The 18,658-nt window shown below is 73.7% G+C and carries 15 protein-coding genes; 13 read left to right on the top strand and 2 right to left on the bottom strand.

The features are described 5' to 3' along the window. Positions 1-186: 186 nt before the first annotated feature. Both ACTJIY_RS16905 and ACTJIY_RS16900 read left to right on the top strand, forming a co-directional pair. Positions 187-1,665 (top strand): ABC transporter permease, encoded by a 1,479-nt coding sequence (locus tag ACTJIY_RS16905; protein ID WP_440697247.1) that lies wholly within the window; start codon positions 187-189, stop codon positions 1,663-1,665. Then, positions 1,662-2,699, top strand: a complete 1,038-nt coding sequence (locus ACTJIY_RS16900) for an ABC transporter permease (RefSeq protein ID WP_253051060.1) — start codon at positions 1,662-1,664, stop codon at positions 2,697-2,699. Before ACTJIY_RS16905 ends, ACTJIY_RS16900 begins: the two co-directional genes overlap by 4 nt. 65 nt (positions 2,700-2,764) lie before the next feature. Here ACTJIY_RS16900 and ACTJIY_RS16895 read toward each other — a convergent pair whose 3' ends face one another. Further along, positions 2,765-3,343, bottom strand: a complete 579-nt coding sequence (locus tag ACTJIY_RS16895) for a PH domain-containing protein (RefSeq protein WP_440674778.1) — start codon at positions 3,341-3,343, stop codon at positions 2,765-2,767. A gap of 65 nt (positions 3,344-3,408) precedes the next feature. On the opposite strand from ACTJIY_RS16895, the gene ACTJIY_RS16890 reads away from it, so the two are divergent. From ACTJIY_RS16890 to ACTJIY_RS16850, 9 genes are all read left to right on the top strand, one after another. Next, positions 3,409-5,241, top strand: coding sequence for an ABC transporter ATP-binding protein (locus ACTJIY_RS16890; protein ID WP_253051062.1), 1,833 nt, complete (start codon positions 3,409-3,411; stop codon positions 5,239-5,241). A 135-nt stretch (positions 5,242-5,376) separates the two neighbouring features. Then, positions 5,377-7,146, top strand: coding sequence for a BCCT family transporter (locus ACTJIY_RS16885; protein ID WP_253051063.1), 1,770 nt, complete (start codon positions 5,377-5,379; stop codon positions 7,144-7,146). Positions 7,147-7,353: 207 nt separating this feature from the next. Next, the gene (gene typA, locus ACTJIY_RS16880; RefSeq protein ID WP_440674779.1) at positions 7,354-9,264 is read left to right on the top strand and encodes a translational GTPase TypA; all 1,911 of its coding nucleotides are present in this window, start codon (positions 7,354-7,356) and stop codon (positions 9,262-9,264) included. Positions 9,265-9,277: 13 nt separating this feature from the next. Beyond that, entirely contained in the window at positions 9,278-10,315 is a 1,038-nt protein-coding gene (locus ACTJIY_RS16875) for a PIG-L family deacetylase (RefSeq protein WP_440674780.1), read from the top strand. A 10-nt stretch (positions 10,316-10,325) separates the two neighbouring features. Beyond that, entirely contained in the window at positions 10,326-10,775 is a 450-nt protein-coding gene (locus ACTJIY_RS16870; protein WP_440674781.1) for a hypothetical protein, read from the top strand. Between the two features lie 76 nt (positions 10,776-10,851). After that, positions 10,852-13,719 (top strand): VanW family protein, encoded by a 2,868-nt coding sequence (locus tag ACTJIY_RS16865; RefSeq protein WP_440674783.1) that lies wholly within the window; start codon positions 10,852-10,854, stop codon positions 13,717-13,719. Positions 13,720-13,751: 32 nt separating this feature from the next. Next, complete coding sequence (locus ACTJIY_RS16860; RefSeq protein WP_440674785.1) at positions 13,752-14,657, top strand: hypothetical protein; 906 nt, start codon at positions 13,752-13,754, stop codon at positions 14,655-14,657. After that, a complete protein-coding gene (locus ACTJIY_RS16855; protein ID WP_253051069.1) occupies positions 14,654-15,616 on the top strand; it encodes a prephenate dehydratase in 963 nt (320 codons plus the stop codon). The genes ACTJIY_RS16860 and ACTJIY_RS16855 overlap by 4 nt, the downstream gene beginning before the upstream one ends. Then, positions 15,613-16,608: a prephenate dehydrogenase gene (locus ACTJIY_RS16850; protein ID WP_440674786.1), complete on the top strand. Its 996-nt coding sequence runs from the start codon at positions 15,613-15,615 to the stop codon at positions 16,606-16,608. The genes ACTJIY_RS16855 and ACTJIY_RS16850 overlap by 4 nt, the downstream gene beginning before the upstream one ends. 5 nt (positions 16,609-16,613) lie before the next feature. On the opposite strand, the gene ACTJIY_RS16845 is transcribed toward ACTJIY_RS16850, so the two are convergent. After that, complete coding sequence (locus ACTJIY_RS16845) at positions 16,614-16,919, bottom strand: putative acetyltransferase (protein ID WP_440674787.1); 306 nt, start codon at positions 16,917-16,919, stop codon at positions 16,614-16,616. A 154-nt stretch (positions 16,920-17,073) separates the two neighbouring features. Between ACTJIY_RS16845 and fdxA the strand changes: the two genes are divergently transcribed. Next, the gene (gene fdxA, locus ACTJIY_RS16840; RefSeq protein ID WP_024841122.1) at positions 17,074-17,391 is read left to right on the top strand and encodes a ferredoxin; all 318 of its coding nucleotides are present in this window, start codon (positions 17,074-17,076) and stop codon (positions 17,389-17,391) included. A gap of 19 nt (positions 17,392-17,410) precedes the next feature. Beyond that, entirely contained in the window at positions 17,411-18,541 is a 1,131-nt protein-coding gene (gene dapC, locus ACTJIY_RS16835; RefSeq protein WP_440674788.1) for a succinyldiaminopimelate transaminase, read from the top strand. The last annotated feature ends 117 nt before the right edge of the window (positions 18,542-18,658 follow it).

The raw sequence follows: 18,658 nt of genomic DNA, 5'->3' as shown, positions 1-18,658 counted from the left end.
TCGCGTGCTCCCGTCCCCGACGTCCTGACACCGCGGCGTCCCGTGCCCCTCGGTTCACGATCACGCGAGACCCACGCGTAGAATCGACCGGCCCCAGACCCGGGGTCCCTACCGACCAGCGAGGTAAGACCTCCGATGTTCTCCTTCATCTCGCGGCGTGTGCTGGCAGGGTTGGCGACCCTTCTCGTGTCCACGTTCGCGATGTTCCTGCTCGTCAGCGCCGCGATCCGGCCGTACATCTTCATGGATCTCGAGGGCAGCACCAACCCCAACAAGGCGCAGCTGATCGAACAGCGCACGATCGACCTCGACCTGCACACGAACGTCGTCATCCGCTACTTCAAGTGGCTCGGCGACTTCGTGCAGGGGGATCTCGGCGTCGCGTGGCGCTCCGGCCAGCAGGTCACGACCCTGCTCCAGGGCGCCGTGATCTCGACCATCCAGCTCGTCGCCGCAGCAACGGTGCTCGCGGTCGTCTTCGGCGTCATGGTCGGCATCGTCAGCGCGCTGCGTCAGTACAGCACCTTCGACTACCTGACGATCTTCGTCTCGTTCGTCCTGTACTCGCTCCCGGCCTTCTGGGTCGCCGTCCTGCTCAAGCAGTGGGGCGCGATCGGCTTCAACGACTTCCTCCGGGACCCCAACCTCTCGATCCTCGCGATCGCCGTGGTCGGCGTGATCATCGGTCTGCTGTGGTCGCTCGCGTTCGGGGGGACCGCACGACGGCGTGCGACGGTCTTCGGCATGGGCTTCGCCGCGAGCGCGCTCGCGCTGCTCTACCTCCAGCTCTCGGGCTGGTGGGCCGAGCCGAACCTCGGTCCCGTGATCATCGTCGTCACCGGCACCGCCCTCGCGTTCGCGATCACCGCGCTCGTCTCGGGCCTGCAGAACCGTCGTGCGCTCTACGCCGCGCTCACCACGGTCGTCGTCGGGGTCGTCGTCTACTTCCCGATCCAGTCCGTGCTCCGCCAGGTCGACAACTGGTGGCTCGTCCTCGTCCTCGCCGTCGTCACCGTCGCCGTCGGCATCGGGATCGGGTTCGCGTGGGGCGGCCCGGACAAGGGCGTGTCGGCGCGTGCTGCGGCGATCACGGCGTTCCTCGTGGGGTCGATGATCTTCGTCGACAAGGTGATGTCCGTGTGGCCCGCCTACTTCGCCGCCCCGGCGATCAACGGCCGGCCCATCCCGACGATCGGCAACAGCACGCCGAACCTGGGCGGCAACTTCTGGGTGCAGGTCCTGGACCAGTACACGCACCTGCTGCTCCCGACGATCGCGCTCGTGCTCATCCAGTTCGCCGGCTACACGCGGTACTCGCGCGCGAGCATGCTCGAGGTGATGAGCCAGGACTACATCCGCACGGCGCGCGCCAAGGGCCTGCCCGAGCGGACCGTCGTCATGCGGCACGGGTTCCGCAACACGCTCATCCCGCTCGCGACGATCGTCCCGATCGACGTCATCACGCTCCTCGGCGGCGCGATCATCACCGAGAAGGTCTTCGGCCGGCCCGGCATGGGCCTGCTCTTCCTGAACTCGCTGCAACGAGGCGAGATCGACCCCGTCATGGCCTATCTCGTCATCGTCGCGGCCCTCGCCATCATCGCCAACATCGTGGCTGACCTCATCTACGCAGCCCTCGACCCGCGGATCCGGGTGAACGCATGAGCAACACACCGAACGACGCGTCGCAGAGCGGCGCGCTCGAGAACCAGATCGAGCTGCTCGAGGTGGAGGGCCTGTCGCAGGGCCAGATCGTCCGGCGGCGCTTCTTCCACCACAAGGGCGCGGTCGTCGCGCTCGTCGTCCTCGTCGGCATCGTGCTGCTCGCGGTGACGTCGATCGGCGTCGCGGGCTGGAACGGCTGGTACGCCTACAAGGCGACCGGCCAGGGCTCGACGTACCCGCTCGTCAACGGCGGTGCGCCGTCGGCCGAGCACATCTTCGGCCAGGACGAGGCGGGCCGCGACGTGTTCGCGCGCGTCATGCTGGGTACCCAGACGTCGCTCCTCGTGGTGCTCTCCGTCGGCGTCATCTCGACCGTGGCGGGCATCCTCTTCGGGGCGCTCTCCGGGTTCTTCCGCGGCCGCGTGGACTCCTGGCTCATGCGGTTCACCGACCTCATCATCACGATGCCGGTCATCGTCATCGGCGCGGTGCTCGCCCTGCTCTCCGGGGGGAGCAACCCGCTCATCCTGGGCGCGTTCCTCGGTCTGGTGCTGTGGCCGCCGCTCGCGCGTCTGGTGCGCGGCGAGTTCCTCTCGCTGCGCGAGCGCGAGTTCGTCGACGCCGCGCGCGTCGCGGGGGCGAGCAGCAGCCGGATCATCTTCAAGCACATGCTGCCCAACGCCGTCGGCGTGATCATCGTCAACGTGACGCTGCTCATGAGCTCGGCGATCCTCCTGGAAACGGCGCTCAGCTACCTGGGCGTCGGCATCCAGAACCCGGCGACCTCGCTCGGCAAGCTCATCAGCGACTACCAGGAGGCGTTCGCGACGCGTCCGTGGCTGTTCTGGTGGCCGGGCCTGTTCATCGTCGCGATCGCGCTGTGCGTCAACTTCATCGGCGACGGCCTGCGCGACGCGTTCGACCCGCGCCAGAAGCGCATCCCGTCGGAGCGCAAGATGGCCCGTGCGCAGCGCGTCGCACGTCCGACCGCCACCGCCACGCCGGGCGCGACCGGTGAGGCCGGGGCGAGCTGATGACCGCCGTCGTCGCCGCCCGCCCGAGAGGTCGTGGACCTCTCGGGCAGGGCGGCGCGCCGCGGTCAGGCGGTGAGCGCCACGACCGTCGCGACGGCGAGCGCGCCCAGCACGGCGAGCTGCACGACGTGCCACGTCGTGCGCGCGCCGGGTGCGCCCGGCACCGCACGGTCGAGGTGGCCGGCGGCCACGAGCAGGCCGTGCCGCTGCGTCACGGCCTCGGCGACCGTCTCGGCGTTCGCGCCGGTGACCACACGCTCGCGGTCCACGGGGTGTCTCCGAGAGCTGCGCAGCCAGCGGGCCGACCCGCTCGAGCGGGGCGCCGCCCAGGCGGTCACGCGACCGCCGGTGTAGCGCACCTCGAGCGAGTAGCGGGTCTCGACGCCCTCGTACGCGGTCCACGGCACGTGGACGGTGCGGGTGACGTTGCGGACCTCGACCCCGCCGTCGGACACCTCGACGGCGGGACGCCAGAACAGCATCCAGACGAGGTACGTCACGAGCGCGGCGGGCACGAGAGCTCCCACGACCGCGCCGACGTCCCCCGTCAGGGCCGTGCTCACGCCCAGCGCGACGGCGACGGCGCCCGTCGCCACCGTGAGGACTCGGCCGTACGTCGAACGGAAGACCAGCGTGGGACCCATGCGCCCATGCTCGCAGAGTCGCGGCGCCACGAGCGCCGGCTCCAGCAGGAAGGACACTGATCAGCGTGGCCATCGAGACGTCTCCCGCGGCCCCGGCCGCGCGCCAGGGCAGCCCCGTGCTGACCGTGCGCAACCTCGGCGTGGACTTCTACGTCGACAAGGCCTGGTACCCCGCGGCCACGGACGTGAGCTACGACCTCCACTCCGGTGAGGTCCTCGCGATCGTCGGCGAGTCCGGCTCGGGCAAGTCCCAGTCGTCGCTCGCGCTGCTGGGCCTGCTCCCGCCGAACGGTCGCGCGCGCGGTTCCGCCAAGCTCGGCGACCGCGAGCTCATCGGCATGTCGCACGGCTCGCTGCGGCACGTCCGCGGCAAGGAGATCTCCATGATCTTCCAGGAGCCGATGACGGCGCTGAACCCCGTGTACACGGTGGGCTTCCAGATCGTCGAGACCATCCGGACGCACTTCAACGTCGGCCCGGCCGACGCGAAGAAGCGAGCGATCGAGCTCTTGCGGCTCGTGGAGATCCCGGAGCCCGAGCGTCGCTTCGACGCCTACCCGCACCAGCTCTCCGGCGGCCAGCGCCAGCGCGCGATGATCGCCCAGGCGCTCGCGTGCGACCCCAAGCTGCTCGTCGCCGACGAGCCGACCACGGCGCTCGACGTCACGGTCCAGGCCGAGATCCTCAAGCTCCTGCGCGACCTGCGCTACCGCGTCGACGCGGCGATCATCCTCATCACGCACGACATGGGCGTGGTCGCGGACATGGCCGACTCGATCATGGTCATGAAGGACGGCCAGGTCGTCGAGCGCGGGACGTCGGCGGAGATCTTCGGCAGCCCGCAGCACCCCTACACGGTGCGTCTCCTCGAGGCGGTCCCGCACCTCGGCTCGAAGCGCGACACGACCACGGTCACGGACCGCGCGCCGTCCGGTGCGGCGACGCAGGACCGCGCGCTCGTCCTCGACGCGCAGGACATGGTCATCGAGTACCCGGGGCGTCGCCGCCAGGCGGCGTTCCGCGCCGTCGACGAGGTCTCGCTGCAGATCCACCAGGGCGAGGTCGTCGGGCTGGTCGGCGAGTCGGGCTCGGGCAAGACGACGATCGGCCGTGCGGCCGTGGGACTCCTGCCCGTCACGGGCGGGTCGCTCCGGATCGTCGGCAGGGACATGGTCGGCGCCAAGCCCAAGGACCTCAAGCCGCTGCGCACCGAGGTGGGCATCGTCTTCCAGGACCCGGGGTCGTCGCTCAACCCGCGTCTGCCGATCGGCGAGTCGATCGGCGAGCCGCTCATGCTCCACCGCGGGGTGAAGGGCAAGGAGCTCAGCCGCGAGGTCGAGCGCCTGCTCGACCAGGTCGAGCTCCCGCGCGCGATGCGCAACCGCTACCCGCACGAGCTCTCGGGCGGTCAGCGCCAGCGCGTCGGCATCGCGCGCGCGCTCTCGCTCGAGCCCAAGCTGCTGGTGGCGGACGAGCCGACGTCGGCGCTCGACGTGTCGGTGCAGGCCAAGGTCCTCGACCTGTTCACGGACCTGCAGCGCGAGCACGGCTTCGCGTGCCTGTTCATCTCGCACGACCTCGCTGTCGTCGAGCTCCTGTCCGACCGTATCGCCGTCATGCACAAGGGCAAGCTCGTCGAGGTGGGCGAGACGTCGCAGATCGTGCACGCCCCGAAGCACCCGTACACGCAGCGGCTCCTCGCCGCGGTGCCCGTGCCGGACCCGGCGGCGCAGCGCGAGCGCCGTGCGGCCCGGGACGCGCTGCTCGAGGCCGCGGCGCGCGACATCGCGAACGACGAGCTGTCGTCGCTGGTGGACGAGGAGCGCTCGCTCGCCGAGGCGCGCGACGACATCGACCACGAGCGCAGCGCACCCCCCACGGCGGGCGCGGGGTTCTGACGGCGCTACCCACCTCCGGTGGCGCGGCGGATGCCGCGCGACCGACGACACCGACGCCCCGGCGCGGCCACGTTCGTGGCCCGCGCCGGGGCGTTCCGGTTGCCGGGCGCGGGGTGCGCGGCAAGCCTGGGACGCATGACACCAGCGGAGGACGACGTCCCCGGGACGCCGAGCGCGGACCGGCCCGGGCCGGGCGACGCGGGCGCCCCCGCCCGCGGGGCCACGGCCGCCGACGACCTCGACAGCCCGCGGACCGGACGTCCGGACCCCCGGGTCTTCTACCCGGCGGCCGGCCTCATCCTGCTGTTCGTGCTGGCGACCATCCTGTTCACCGACACGGTGACGGCGCTCATGAACACGCTCCAGCGCGACGTCATCGGCGTCTTCGGCTGGTACTACGTGATCGTCGTCGCCGGGTTCGTCGTGTTCTCGCTCTGGATGGGCATGAGCCGCTTCGGCGACATCGTGCTCGGCAAGGACGAGGACGAGCCCCTGTTCCGGCTGCCCGTCTGGTTCGCGATGCTCTTCGCGACGGGCATGGGGATCGGGCTCGTGTACTGGGGGGTGGCGGAGCCCCTGTCGCACTACGTGAGCCCCAAGCCGGGCGTCGAGGGGAGCGACCCGGCGCTCGCCCAGGCCGCCATGGGGCAGAGCTACCTCCACTGGGGCGTCCACGCGTGGGCGATCTACGTCGTCGCGGGCCTCGCGCTCGCGTACGCGATCCACCGCAAGGGGCGGCCGGTGTCGATCCGGTGGGCCCTCGAGCCGCTGTTCGGCGACCGGGTCCGGGGCCGGCTCGGGGACGTCATCGACGTCGTCGCGATCATCGGCACGGTCTTCGGCGTGGCGACGTCGCTGGGCTTCGGCGTCCTCCAGATCGCGGCCGGGCTCGGCTACCTCGACGTGGTGCAGCCGAGCACGGCGCTCGAGATCGGGCTCATCGCGGCGATCTCCGCGCTCGCGACGATCTCGGTCGTGTCGGGGCTGGGCAAGGGGATCAAGTGGCTGTCCAACGGCAACATGATCCTGGCGGGGGTCGTCCTGGTCCTGGTGCTGGCCCTCGGGCCGACCCTCTTCCTCCTGCGCGAGTGGGTCCAGTCGCTCGGCTACTACGTCCAGAACATCGTGCGGCTGTCCTTCGACACCACGGCCTTCCAGGGCGAGGCCGGGCTCGAGTGGCAGTCGTCGTGGACGATCTTCTACTGGGGCTGGTGGATCTCCTGGGCGCCGTTCGTCGGCGTCTTCATCGCCCGGATCTCGCGCGGGCGGACCGTGCGGGAGTTCGTCCTCGGGACGCTCCTCGTGCCGACGGTCGTCACGACCCTGTGGTTCTCCGTCTTCGGCGGGTCGGCCCTCTACCGCGAGCTGACGGAGCCGGGGAGCATGCTCGTCGACGGCGAGGTCGACACCGACACGACGCTGTTCCAGCTCTTCGACGGGTTGCCCCTCGGCAACGTCCTCTCGGTGGTGGGCATCCTCCTGATCGTCGTGTTCTTCGTGACGTCGTCGGACTCCGGGTCGCTCGTGGTGGACATGCTCGCGAGCGGGGGCAACCCGAACCCGCCCACGTGGAGCCGCATCTTCTGGGCCGGCGTCTCGGGCCTGCTGGCCATCGCGCTCCTCCTCGCCGGTGGGCTGCAGGCGCTCCAGACCGCGGCGATCCTCATCGCGCTGCCGTTCTCGGTCGTCATGATCGGGATGGCCGTCTCGACCGTCCGCGCCCTGCGCGCGGAGCACGCCGCGATCCTGCGCGCCGAGCGGAGGGCGGCGCGCGCGGCGCTGACGGAGCACGTGACCACGCGCGTCTCGGAGAGCATCTCGGAGCAGTGGGAGGAGCTCTACCCCGACCGGCCGGAGCGGTGGCGCGCGCTGACCCGGCGCCCGCGCAAGGGTTCGCCGCCGTGACGTCTCTGCCCGGCCGACGGGTCGCGGAACGACGGTGCGGCGCCGGGGTGACGTGGGTCATGGTGGCGGGGAGCGCGACCCGGTAGGATAGCCGTGCCCGGGTGACGGCCCGTGCTCCGTGATGCCGCGGCGGGCTGCTCCCGCGCCGTGCGCGCAGAGGTGGCCGGCCGTCGTCGCCCCTCGAACCCCACGAAATGAGAACCGTAGATGTCTGTGCGCTCCGACCTGCGCAACGTGGCGATCGTCGCCCACGTCGACCACGGCAAGACCACGCTCGTCGACGCGATGCTGCGCCAGTCCGGCGCCTTCTCCGCGCACCAGCACGTGGACGACCGCGTCATGGACTCCGGTGACCTCGAGCGCGAGAAGGGCATCACGATCCTCGCGAAGAACACCGCGGTCCGCTACGCCGGCCCGGCCGCCGCCGCGGTGGGGGAGCCCGACGGCATCACGATCAACGTCATCGACACCCCCGGTCACGCCGACTTCGGCGGCGAGGTCGAGCGCGGCCTGTCGATGGTCGACGGCGTCGTCCTCCTCGTCGACGCGAGCGAGGGCCCGCTCCCGCAGACCCGGTTCGTGCTGCGCAAGGCGCTCGCCGCGAAGCTCCCCGTGATCATCGTGGTCAACAAGGTCGACCGTCCGGACTCGCGCATCACCGAGGTCGTCGCCGAGGCGACGGACCTGCTGCTGGGCCTCGCGTCCGACCTCGCGGACGAGGTCCCCGACCTCGACCTCGACGCCATCCTGGACGTCCCGGTCGTCTACGCGTCGGCCAAGGCCGGTCGTGCGTCGCTCGACCAGCCCGTGGACGGCCAGCTCCCCTCGAACGAGGACCTCGAGCCGCTCTTCACGACCATCCTCGAGAAGATCCCCGCGCCGACGTACGACGAGGGCGCGCCGCTCCAGGCGCACGTCACGAACCTCGACGCGTCGCCGTTCCTCGGCCGCCTCGCGCTGCTGCGCATCTTCAACGGCGAGCTCCGCAAGGGGCAGGTCGTCGCGTGGGCCCGGCACGACGGCACGCTCCAGAACGTCAAGATCACCGAGCTCCTCGAGACCAAGGCCCTCGACCGCGTCCCGACCGAGTCGGCCGCGCCCGGCGACATCGTCGCCGTCGCGGGCATCGCGGACATCACGATCGGCGAGACCCTCACCGACCCCGAGGACCCGCGCCCGCTGCCGCTCATCACGGTCGACGACCCGGCGATCTCGATGACCATCGGGATCAACACCTCGCCGCTCGCGGGCAAGGGCGGCAAGGGCCACAAGGTCACGGCGCGCCAGGTCAAGGACCGCCTCGACTCCGAGCTCGTCGGCAACGTGTCGTTGCGCGTCCTGCCGACCGAGCGCCCCGACGCGTGGGAGGTCCAGGGTCGCGGCGAGCTCGCGCTGGCGATCCTCGTCGAGCAGATGCGCCGCGAGGGCTTCGAGCTCACGGTCGGCAAGCCGCAGGTCGTCACGCGCACGATCGACGGCAAGACGCACGAGCCGATGGAGCGCATGACGATCGACGTCCCCGAGGAGTACCTCGGCAACGTCACGCAGCTCCTCGCGCAGCGCAAGGGCCGCATGGAGACCATGTCCAACCACGGCACCGGCTGGATCCGCATGGAGTTCATGGTCCCGGCCCGCGGGCTCATCGGCTTCCGCACGCGCCTCCTCACGGAGACGCGCGGCACGGGCATCGCGGCCTCGATCTCCGAGGGCTACGAGCCGTGGGCCGGGCACATCGAGACCCGCACGACGGGCTCGCTCGTGGCCGACCGCGCCGGCAAGGTGACGCCGTTCGCCATGATCAACCTCCAGGAGCGCGGCTCGTTCTTCGTCGACCCCACGCAGGAGGTCTACGAGGGCATGATCGTCGGCGAGAACTCGCGCAACGAGGACATGGACGTGAACATCACCAAGGAGAAGAAGCTCACGAACATGCGGTCCTCGACGGCCGACAACTTCGAGAACCTCGTCCCCCCGCGCCACCTCACGCTCGAGGAGTCGCTCGAGTTCGCGCGCGAGGACGAGTGCGTCGAGGTCACGCCCGAGGTCGTGCGCATCCGCAAGGTGATCCTCGACCAGACCGAGCGCGCCCGCGCGGTCTCGCGCGCCAAGCGCGCCTGACGTCGCCGCACGGGTGAGCGTCCCCCCGGTCCCGCAGGCCGCCGTCGTGCCCGACGGCGGCCTGCTGGCCGTGCACGCCCACCCCGACGACGAGACGCTCGCCACGGGCGCGCTCCTCGCGACGTGGGCGCGCGCCGCGCAGCCGGTCACCGTGGTGACGTGCACGCGCGGCGAGCGGGGCGAGGTGATCGACACCTCGGCGCACCCGACCGGCGTCGGGCACCTGGAGGGCGACGGCCCCGCCCTCGCGGCGCACCGCGAGGGCGAGCTCGCCCGCGCGCTCGGCGCCCTCGGCGTCACGGACCACGTCTTCCTCGACACGGTCGCGCCGCCGACGGCGGGTGCGGCGCCCGACGGCGGAGCCCGCCCCCGGTTCGAGGACTCCGGCATGGCGTGGGTCGCACCGGGGGTCGCGAGCGCGGTCGCCACGGAGCAGCTCCCGCCCCGCGCGTTCGTCGGCGTCCCGCTCGACGAGGCGGCCGCCCGGCTGGCCGCCGTCGTGCGCGACCGCCGTCCCGCGGTCGTCGCGACGTACGAGCCCGGCGGCGGCTACGGGCACCCCGACCACGTGCGCGCGCACGACGTGACGGTCCGGGCGCTGGAGCTGCTCGAGACCGCCGGCGATCCCGTCCCGGCGCTGTGGCTCGCCGTCGCCCCCGAGAGCACGGTGCGCGCGGCGCGGCGGGCGCTCGCCGCGCACCCCGCGGTCCGCGCGCTCCTCGCCGCGGGCGCGGACCTCACCCTGCCCGACCCGGACGAGGCCCTCCCGCCCGTCGCGCGCCCCGACGCCTCGCTGCCCCCGCTCGTGGCGGTGCCCGTGGCTCCCGTCCTCGACGAGCTCCTCGTGGCGATGCGCGCGCACGCGACGCAGGTGCAGCACGTGACCGCCGCCGCGACCGCGGGGTCCACCGCGGAGGAGGAGCCCACGGGCGTCCTGGGCTGGTACGCCCTCAGCAACGACGTGCTGGCGCCCGTTCCTTCACACGAGTTCTACGCTCCCTCCGGCGGCGCTCTCCCGCGCGGCCAGGTCCGGCGCGAGCCCACGCGTTAGCCTGGGGCCCGTGGAGACCGGTATGGGGCGGCTCATCGGCCGCGGGGTGGCGAGCGCGCTCGTCGGCGTGCTCGTCGGGCTCGTCGGCACCGTCGCGCACCGGGCGCACCTGCTCGGCGTGGACCTCCCCGGAGGCGTCGGGCTGGGCATCGTCCTCGCCCTGCTGACCGTGCTCGCGGCGGGGACCCTCGCGCGCGCCTGGGGCGGCATGGCCGGCCTGCTGGGCTACGGCGTCGGATGGGTCGTCGTCGTCCAGCTCCTCTCGCTCGAAGGGCCGGGCGGCGACGTCCTCGTGCCGAGCGAGCCCGTCGGGTACGTGTGGATCTACGGGGGTCTCCTCGTGGTCGCGGCGGTCGCCTTCCTGCCGCGCTCGTGGTTCAGCGACCGCCCCGTCCGCCCGGCGCTGCACGGGCGTCCCACCAGGCACGACGGACCCGAGGACCCCCTCGCGTCCCGCTAGAATTCGCGGTGCGGGTCCCCGCACACCCCTCGTCGTCGCGCGCTCGACCGCGCGCCTTTCGTCACGGAGACAGTGGATGGGTCAGCCGACCGACCGAGACGCCGAACTCGACTCCCCGCAGGACGCCGTGCCCGAGCCCGCTGCGTCCGGTGAGGAGCGCGCGCCCGTCGGTCAGACCGGTGACGACGCGCCCGCGACGCTCGACGACGTGGCGGAGCGCGAGGACGACGCGGTCCGCGGCGCCGAGACGGTCGACGAGGCGGTGCCCGGCGCGCAGGACGAGGTGTCCACGGCGCCGGAGCGGGGCGACGCGCCTGCGGCACCGGCCGGCCCGGTCGAGGACCCCACGGAGCCGGTGACGGCGGCCGCGGAGGACCAGGCGGCGGAGACTCCCACCGACCCGGTCGGGGAGCCGGACGCCGTGGCGGACGAGACCCCCGGGCACGGCACCGACGAGGCGGTGACGGATCCCGTCGGACCGGCCGAGCCCGTCGGACTTGTCGCGCCCGTGACGGAGCCCGCCGAGCCGACCGAGCCCGAGGTCGCGGAGCGACCGACGGCCGAGGCGCCGCCCGCGGGCGAGGACGTGTCGCCGGTGGCCACGGACCCCGAGGGCGACCCGGCCGGGGACGGCAGCGCCGAGGCGGGCGCGACGACCGACGACGCCGCGACGACCGACGACGCCGCGACGGTCGAGGGGCCGGCCGACGTACCCGCACCTGCCTCCGCACCGGGACCGGAAGCGCCGACCGCGACCGAGGGCGTCGCCGCGTCCGCGCAGGCCGACGACGAGGACGAGCCGTACGTCCCGCGCGTGTTCGCGTTCGACCCCGACGTCCCGGCCGTGCTCGTCCCCCCGCCCGGCTCGGACGCGCAGCCCGCCGCGGTGACGGGTGACCCGTCCGTCGCTCCTGTCGACCCGCCCGCTGCGACGCCGGAGGCGGTGGGCCGAGCCGCGGCGGACGAGCCCGACGCCGACCCGACGGCCGTCGTGCCCGTCGTGCCGCCGCAGGCGCCCGCCTCGCCCGCACCCGGCGCCGCGGAGCCGACGTCGGCGGCCGACGCCACGCAGGTGATCCCGCCCGTCGACCCGTGGTCGCGGCCGGCCCCCGTCGTCCGCACGTCCGTCCGTCCGGCCCCGCAGGCTGCCACGGAGGCCGCGGCGGCCCCGACGGCGACCCCCGCGGCCGCCCCGGCGGCGGGCCTGGGCAGCGCCTTCGGCCCCGTCCCGCCCGACGAGTCGCGGGAGACCTCGCCCTTCGACGGCTTCGAGGAGGAGGCGCCGCGGCGCGGCTGGGTGCGCGGGCTGCTGTGGACCGGCGTCGGGGTGCTCGTGCTCGGCGGCCTCTACACCGGTGCGCAGTGGTTCTTCTCGGACAAGGTCCCGAGCGGGACGAGCGTCGCCGGCGTGGACGTCGGGGGACAGACCCGGACGGCGGCGCAGGACACGCTCGAGGCCGAGCTCGGGCCGCGCGCGGCCGAGCCGGTCACGCTCACGGCGGGCGAGGCGAGCACGACCCTCGACCCGGCCGCCGCCGGGCTGACCTTCGACGCCGCGGCCACCGCCGAGGAGCTCACGGCGTTCTCGATGAGCCCTGCCAGGCTCTGGCAGCACCTCTTCGGCGGCCAGGACGAGGCGCCGGTCCTCGCGGTCGACGAGGCGGCGCTCGACGCCCAGGTCGAGGCGCTGCGGGGGAGCCTCGAGATCGAGCCGGTCGACGGCACGGTGCAGTTCGTGGACGGCGCGCCGACGAGCACCCCGGCGGCCGACGGCTCGGCCCTCGTGACCGACGAGGTCCCGGCCGTCATCACCGGGAGCTGGCTCGTCACGGACGGCCCGGTCGCGCTGCCGACCGAACCCGTGGAGCCCGCGATCACGCAGGAGGAGACCGACGCCGCGCTCGCGCAGGCGCAGAAGGTCGTCTCCGCGCCCGTCGTCGTGTCCGTCGGCGGCCAGAACCCCGAGCTGCCGCCGGAGGCGCTCGCGGCCGCCGCGTCCTTCCAGGCTGCCGACGGCGTGCTCACCCTGACCTTCGACGGGGCTCTGCTCGTCCAGTCGGTGGTGGACCGGACGAACGACCTGCTCACCGCCGCGGACGACGCCCACTTCGTCTTCCAGGACGGCGTCCCCGTGATCGAGGGCGGGGAGCCGGGCACGACGATCGACCCCGCGGCCATCGCGACGGCCGTCACGACGGCGGCCTCCGGTGACGAGCGGACCGCGACCGTCGAGCTCGTGGAGTCCGACCCGGCGCAGTCGGTCGCCGCGCTCGAAGCCCTCGGGATCACGGAGAAGGTCTCGGAGTTCTCGACCCCGGTGCCCAACGTCCCGGTCCGCACCGCGAACCTGCGCCGCGGGGCGGAGAAGGTGACGGGGACCCTCGTCAAGCCGGGCGAGACGTTCTCGCTCGTCGACACGCTGTCGCCGATCACGCTCGAGGGCGGCTACTTCGCCGCCGGCATCGTCGAGAGCGGGCGGCACACCGAGGGGGTCGGCGGCGGGCTGTCCCAGATGGCGACGACCACGTACAACGCGGGTTTCTTCGCGGGGCTCGAGGACGTCGAGCACCGGCCGCACAGCTACTGGTTCGACCGGTACCCCGCGGGGCGCGAGGCGACGATCTTCGTCGGCTCGATCGACATGAAGTTCAAGAACGACACGCCGTACGGCGTCCTCATGCAGTCGTGGGTCGGCGGCGGCGAGCTGCACGTCGCGATCTGGAGCACCAAGTACTACGACGTGGAGACGTCGTCGAGCGGCAAGACGAACGTGGTCCAGCCGACGACGGTCACGCACTCGGGCGCGGACTGCGCGCCGACGCCCGCGGGCAGCCCGGGCTTCTCCATCACGAACTACCGCAAGGTCTACCACGAGGGGGAGCTCGTCAAGGACGAGTCCTACCGGTGGACGTACAAGCCGGACAACGCGGTCGTCTGCGAGTAGACGACCCGGTCCACCACACACACGGAGGTCCTATGCTCGGACGCAGCGAACGGGAGTCGGGCGCGCAGGCGCTGCTCGCGGCCACGGCGGCAGGCTGGGTCGCCGGCGACCCCGCCGAGGCGGACGCGCTGCTCGACCTCGGGTCGACGACGGCGACGCTGTCGACCGTCGCGAGCATCGACGGGCTGTCGGCCGTCGTGCACCTGGGGCACCCCGCGCAGCCGTCGCACGAGCTCGAGCGGGCGCTGCTCGCCGCGCCGCCCTCGCTCGTGCTCACGGGTGCGTCGGCCGTGCCCGCGCAGTGGGTCTGGGTGGGGCGCTCGGCCTCCGCGCGGGACCTGACGGGGCACGTCGTCGTGGACGAGGCGGGCATGCGCGACCGCCGCCACGTGCTGCGCACGATGGGCGTGAGCCCGTCCCTCGTCCCGACGCGGACGAGCCTGGAGGAGCGCGTCGCGCTCGCCGGCCCGGACGGCAGCCTCGTCGTGGAGCGCTCCGTGGCGGCGGGCCCGCTCGCCGCGCTCGGGTACGCGGAGCTCTCCGGGAGCGAGGTCCTCGGGGAGGGTGCGCCCGTCTGGTACGGGCTCCTGGAGAGCCGGGACGTGGTGCCGCGCGTCGACGGCGTGGCGCAGGTCTGGCTCGCGTTCGGGCCCCGGGACGACCACCGCGGCTCGTTGCAGCAGACGCTCGGGCTCGTCGCCCAGGCCGGCATCGACCTCCAGCACCTGCGCAGCCACCGTTCGCAGACCGGGACGCACATCTTCTTCTGCGCGTTCTCCTGCCCGGACGCGGCGACGCTGGACGCCCTCGTCGCCGGGTTCGCGGAGTGCGGCGTCGCGCACCGCCTGCTCGCCGTCCTGCCCGGGCAGGAGTTCGTGCCCGGCCCGGACGCGCTCGCGCCGCGCTGGGCGTCGGCGCCGGACGCCGTGCGCGCGTGAGCGTCGTCGGCTACCTCGGCCCGGAGGGGTCGTTCACGCACCAGGCGGCCGCCGCGTGGTGCGCCGACCGCGGGGACGACCCGGCGTACCGGTCGGCCCGCCTCGCGGCGCGCACGACGGTGGCGGACGTGTTCGCCGGGGTCGCCGCGGGAGACCTCGCGCGCGGGGTCGTGGCGATCGAGAACACCGTCGAGGGCTACGTGGTCCCGTCGCTCGACGCGATCGTCGGGAGCGCGACGGTCGTCGCGGTCGACGAGGTCGTGCTCGACATCTCGTTCGACGCGTTCGTGCGGCCCGGCCACGGCGAGCTGACGGAGGTCACCGCCCACCCGCACGGCCTCGCGCAGTGCCAGGAGTTCGTCCGCCGGACGGGTCTGGCCCCGCTCGCCGCGTCGTCGAACGCGGCGGCGTGCCGGGACGCGGGGCCGCACCAGGTCGCGCTCGGGCCGACGATCTGCGGCGAGCTCTACGGGCTGGAGACGTTCGAGCGCGCGGTCGAGGACTTCGCCGGTGCCCGGACGCGCTTCCTCGTGCTCGCGCCGCGGGCGGAGGCGTCGGCGACGCTGGAGGGCGCGCGCACGCGCGGGGACGGTCCGTGGCGCACCATGCTCGCGGTGACCCCGGTCGTCACGGGGCCGGGCGTGCTCGCCCGGATCACACGGTCGTTCGGCGAGCGCGGCGTCAACCTGTCGAGCCTCATCACGCGACCGCTCAAGGCGGTGGCCGGCACGTACGTGTTCGTCCTGACCGTCGACGGCGCCCCGTGGGACGCGCCGGTCCGCGCCGTGCTCGACGACCTGGTCCGCGCGGGCGACTCGCTCAAGACGCTCGGGGTCGTGCCCGCGCGCGGCGAGCTGGACGAGTCGGTGCACGCCGACGTCGACGTCGCGCACGTCCCGGTGGGCAGCGTGGACGCCTCGGCGGACCCGTCCGCGCTCGCGGCGGGGCTGCTGTGGTGACGGTCGACGCCGCGTCGGCGGCGGGCACCGGGCCGCGGGTCGGGGTCGTCGGGCTCGGGCTGGTCGGCGGCTCGGTCGCGCGGCTCCTGCACGAGCAGGGCGTCGACGTGACCGCCCACGACACGACGGCCACCACGCGCGCCGCGGCCCGCGCCGCGGGCCTCCGGGTCGTCGGCGACGTGGCCGACGTGTGCGCGGCGGAGCCCGACGTCCTCGTGCTCGCGGTCCCGCTGCGGGCCATGCGGTCCGTCGCGACCGAGGTCGCGCGGCACGTGCGCGGCGCGACCGTCGTCACCGACGTCGGGAGCGTCAAGGGCGCGGTGCGCGACGCCGTCCGCTCGGCGGGTCTCGACGCGCGCTACGTCGGGGCGCACCCGATGGCCGGTACGGAGCACTCGGGGTTCGCGGCGTCGGACCCGGCGATGCTCGACGGCGCACGCTGGGCCGTCACGGTCGACGGGACGACGCGGCGCGAGGCTCTCGTGACGCTGCTCCGGCTCGTGACCGGACCGCTGGGCGGGACCGTCCACGTCCTCACCGACGAGGTCCACGACGAGTCGACGGCGCTCGTCAGCCACGTCCCGCACGTCCTCGCCACGGAGCTCCTCGGCGTCGTCGCCGACGCGCCCGTGCGGGACGTCGCGCTCGGGCTCGCCGCGGGCAGCTTCCGGGACGCGACGCGGGTGGGGCGCACCGACCCGCGGCGCACCGAGGCGATGGTCACGGACAACGCCGCCTGGGTCGCGTCCGCCCTGCGCGTGGTCGTGCGCGACCTCGAGCAGCTCGTCGCGGCGCTCGAGTCCAACGCGCCCGTGGGGGAGTTCTTCGACCGGCCCGAGCCGGTCCGCGGCCCGGCCCCCGCGCCGGGCAGCGGGGAGCGGCGGCGGATCGACCTCGACGAGGCGGGGGAGTGGCGCACGGCGCTGAGCGACGCCGGCGCCCGGGGCGCGGTCGTCGTGGACGTCGCGGACGACGCGGTCGTCGTCGCCTGACGGCGCTACCGCAGGGACGCCGGGCGCCGCGGGGGACGGGGCGGCACCGGCTTGCCCGCCACGATCGCGTCGAGCGGGACCGTCACCAGGGGCGGGACGTCGTCGTGCGTCCCGTGACCGCGGTGCGGCGGGGCGGCGCTCCCGCCCGCGTCCTCGCGCAGGACCAGCTCCGTGGGGGTGGTCCGGACGACCACGCCGATCACGTCCGTGAGCGGCTTGCCCGCCGCGGCGGCCTCGTCGGGGGCGAGGCGACGGCGCACGACCACCCGGGTGCCCGGTGCCCACGTCGTCCAGGGCGCGTCGTCGGGCACGGGAGCGCTCCTCGGGTCTGTGACGTTCGTCCACGGGCTGGTCAGGGAGGGTCGGGCACGGTCCGACCTGAGCGATACTAGTCCTGCGTCTCCCTGTCGTGACCTCGCCCCTCGCCGGGTCGGGGTCCGGACGAATCCAGAAAGGTACTCGGTCGTGACTTACGTGATCGCTCAGCCGTGCGTGGACGTCAAGGACAAGGCGTGCATCGAGGAGTGTCCTGTCGACTGCATCTACGAGGGCAAGCGGTCGCTGTACATCCACCCCGACGAGTGCGTGGACTGCGGTGCCTGCGAGCCGGTCTGCCCGGTCGAGGCGATCTACTACGAGGACGACGTGCCGACGGAGTGGAGCGACTACTACCGCGCCAACGTCGAGTTCTTCGACGACCTCGGCTCGCCCGGCGGCGCCGCGAAGATGGGTCTCATCGAGAAGGACGACCCGATGATCGCCGCCCTGCCGCCGCAGGCCTGAGCACCCGGCACCGCCGCACGTGGGACTCGCCGACCTCTCCGGTCTCGCCTATCCCTGGGACACGCTGACCCCCTACGTCGAGCGCGCCCGCGCGCACCCGCGCGGCGTCGTCGACCTCTCGATCGGGACGCCCGTCGACCCGACGCCGGCCGTCGTGCGCGACGCGCTCGCCGCCGCCTCGGACGCGCACGGCTACCCGACGACCCACGGCACGCCGGCGCTGCGCGAGGCCGTCGCCGCCTGGTTCGCGCGGCGACGCGGCGTGCCGGGCCTCGACCCGGACGCCGTGCTCCCCACGGTCGGCAGCAAGGAGCTCGTCGGGCTCCTGCCCGCGCTCCTGCGTCTCGGGCCGGGCGACGTCGTCGTGCACCCGCGCACCGCCTACCCCACGTACGACGTAGGCGCGCGCCTCGCCGGCGCGACGCCGCTCGCGACCGACGACGTCGACGAGTGGGCGGGGCGGGCCGACGTCCGGCTGGTGTGGGTGAACTCCCCGAGCAACCCGACCGGGCGCGTGCTCGACGCCGCCCACCTCGCGCGCGTCGTCGCGGCGGCCCGCGAGATCGGTGCGGTCGTGGCGAGCGACGAGTGCTACGCCGAGCTCGCCTGGGTCGAGCCGTACGCGTCGCGGGGCGTGCCGAGCCTGCTCGACCCGGCCGTCGCGGGGGGCTCGCACGAGGGGCTCCTCGTCGCCTACTCGCTCTCGAAGCAGTCGAGCATGGCCGGCTACCGCGGCGCGTTCGTCGCCGGCGACCCGGCCCTCGTGGCGGACCTGCTCGGCACCCGCAAGCACCTCGGGATGATCGTCCCCGCGCCCGTCCAGGCGGCGATGGTGGCCGCGCTGTCCGACGACGCCCACGTCGCCGCGCAGCGCGACGTGTACGCGCGGCGCCGCGAGGTGCTCGTCGGGGCGCTCGGCGACGCCGGGCTGCAGGTCGACCACTCCGAGGCGGGCCTCTACCTCTGGTCGAGGCCGGCCGGTGACCACGCGGGCGACTGCTGGCGGACCGTGTCCGACCTCGCCGATCTCGGCATACTCGTCGGGCCGGGAGCGTTCTACGGACCGGAGGGCGCGGGCCACGTGCGCGTCGCGCTCACCGCGACCGACGAGCGCGTCCACGAGGCCGCCGCTCGACTCTCCGAAGCCTGAACTCTGACGTGACCTGCCTCACAGAGGTGTGGTGTTCTCGTGACGGTTCAGGATTGGTCACGTGCGGGTGAAGCGGGGTACGGTCGACCGCGCGGCAACGGCGCGAGCAGCAGCAGG

It is taken from the genome of Cellulosimicrobium sp. 22598 (assembly GCF_052044445.1).
Classification (GTDB): domain Bacteria; phylum Actinomycetota; class Actinomycetes; order Actinomycetales; family Cellulomonadaceae; genus Cellulosimicrobium; species Cellulosimicrobium cellulans_G.
Note: the sequence above shows the minus strand (reverse complement) of the source record. Positions and strands in the feature narration are given on the sequence as shown.

What these genes read in the sequence shown, in the direction of transcription:
- ACTJIY_RS16900 (WP_253051060.1), top strand. Translation starts at nt 1,662, where the DNA reads ATGAGCAACACACCGAACGACGCGTCGCAGAGCGGCGCGCTCGAGAAC.
- ACTJIY_RS16895 (WP_440674778.1), bottom strand. Translation starts at nt 3,343, where the DNA reads ATGGGTCCCACGCTGGTCTTCCGTTCGACGTACGGCCGAGTCCTCACG.
- ACTJIY_RS16885 (WP_253051063.1), top strand. Translation starts at nt 5,377, where the DNA reads ATGACACCAGCGGAGGACGACGTCCCCGGGACGCCGAGCGCGGACCGG.
- typA (WP_440674779.1), top strand. Translation starts at nt 7,354, where the DNA reads ATGTCTGTGCGCTCCGACCTGCGCAACGTGGCGATCGTCGCCCACGTC.
- ACTJIY_RS16865 (WP_440674783.1), top strand. Translation starts at nt 10,852, where the DNA reads ATGGGTCAGCCGACCGACCGAGACGCCGAACTCGACTCCCCGCAGGAC.
- ACTJIY_RS16860 (WP_440674785.1), top strand. Translation starts at nt 13,752, where the DNA reads ATGCTCGGACGCAGCGAACGGGAGTCGGGCGCGCAGGCGCTGCTCGCG.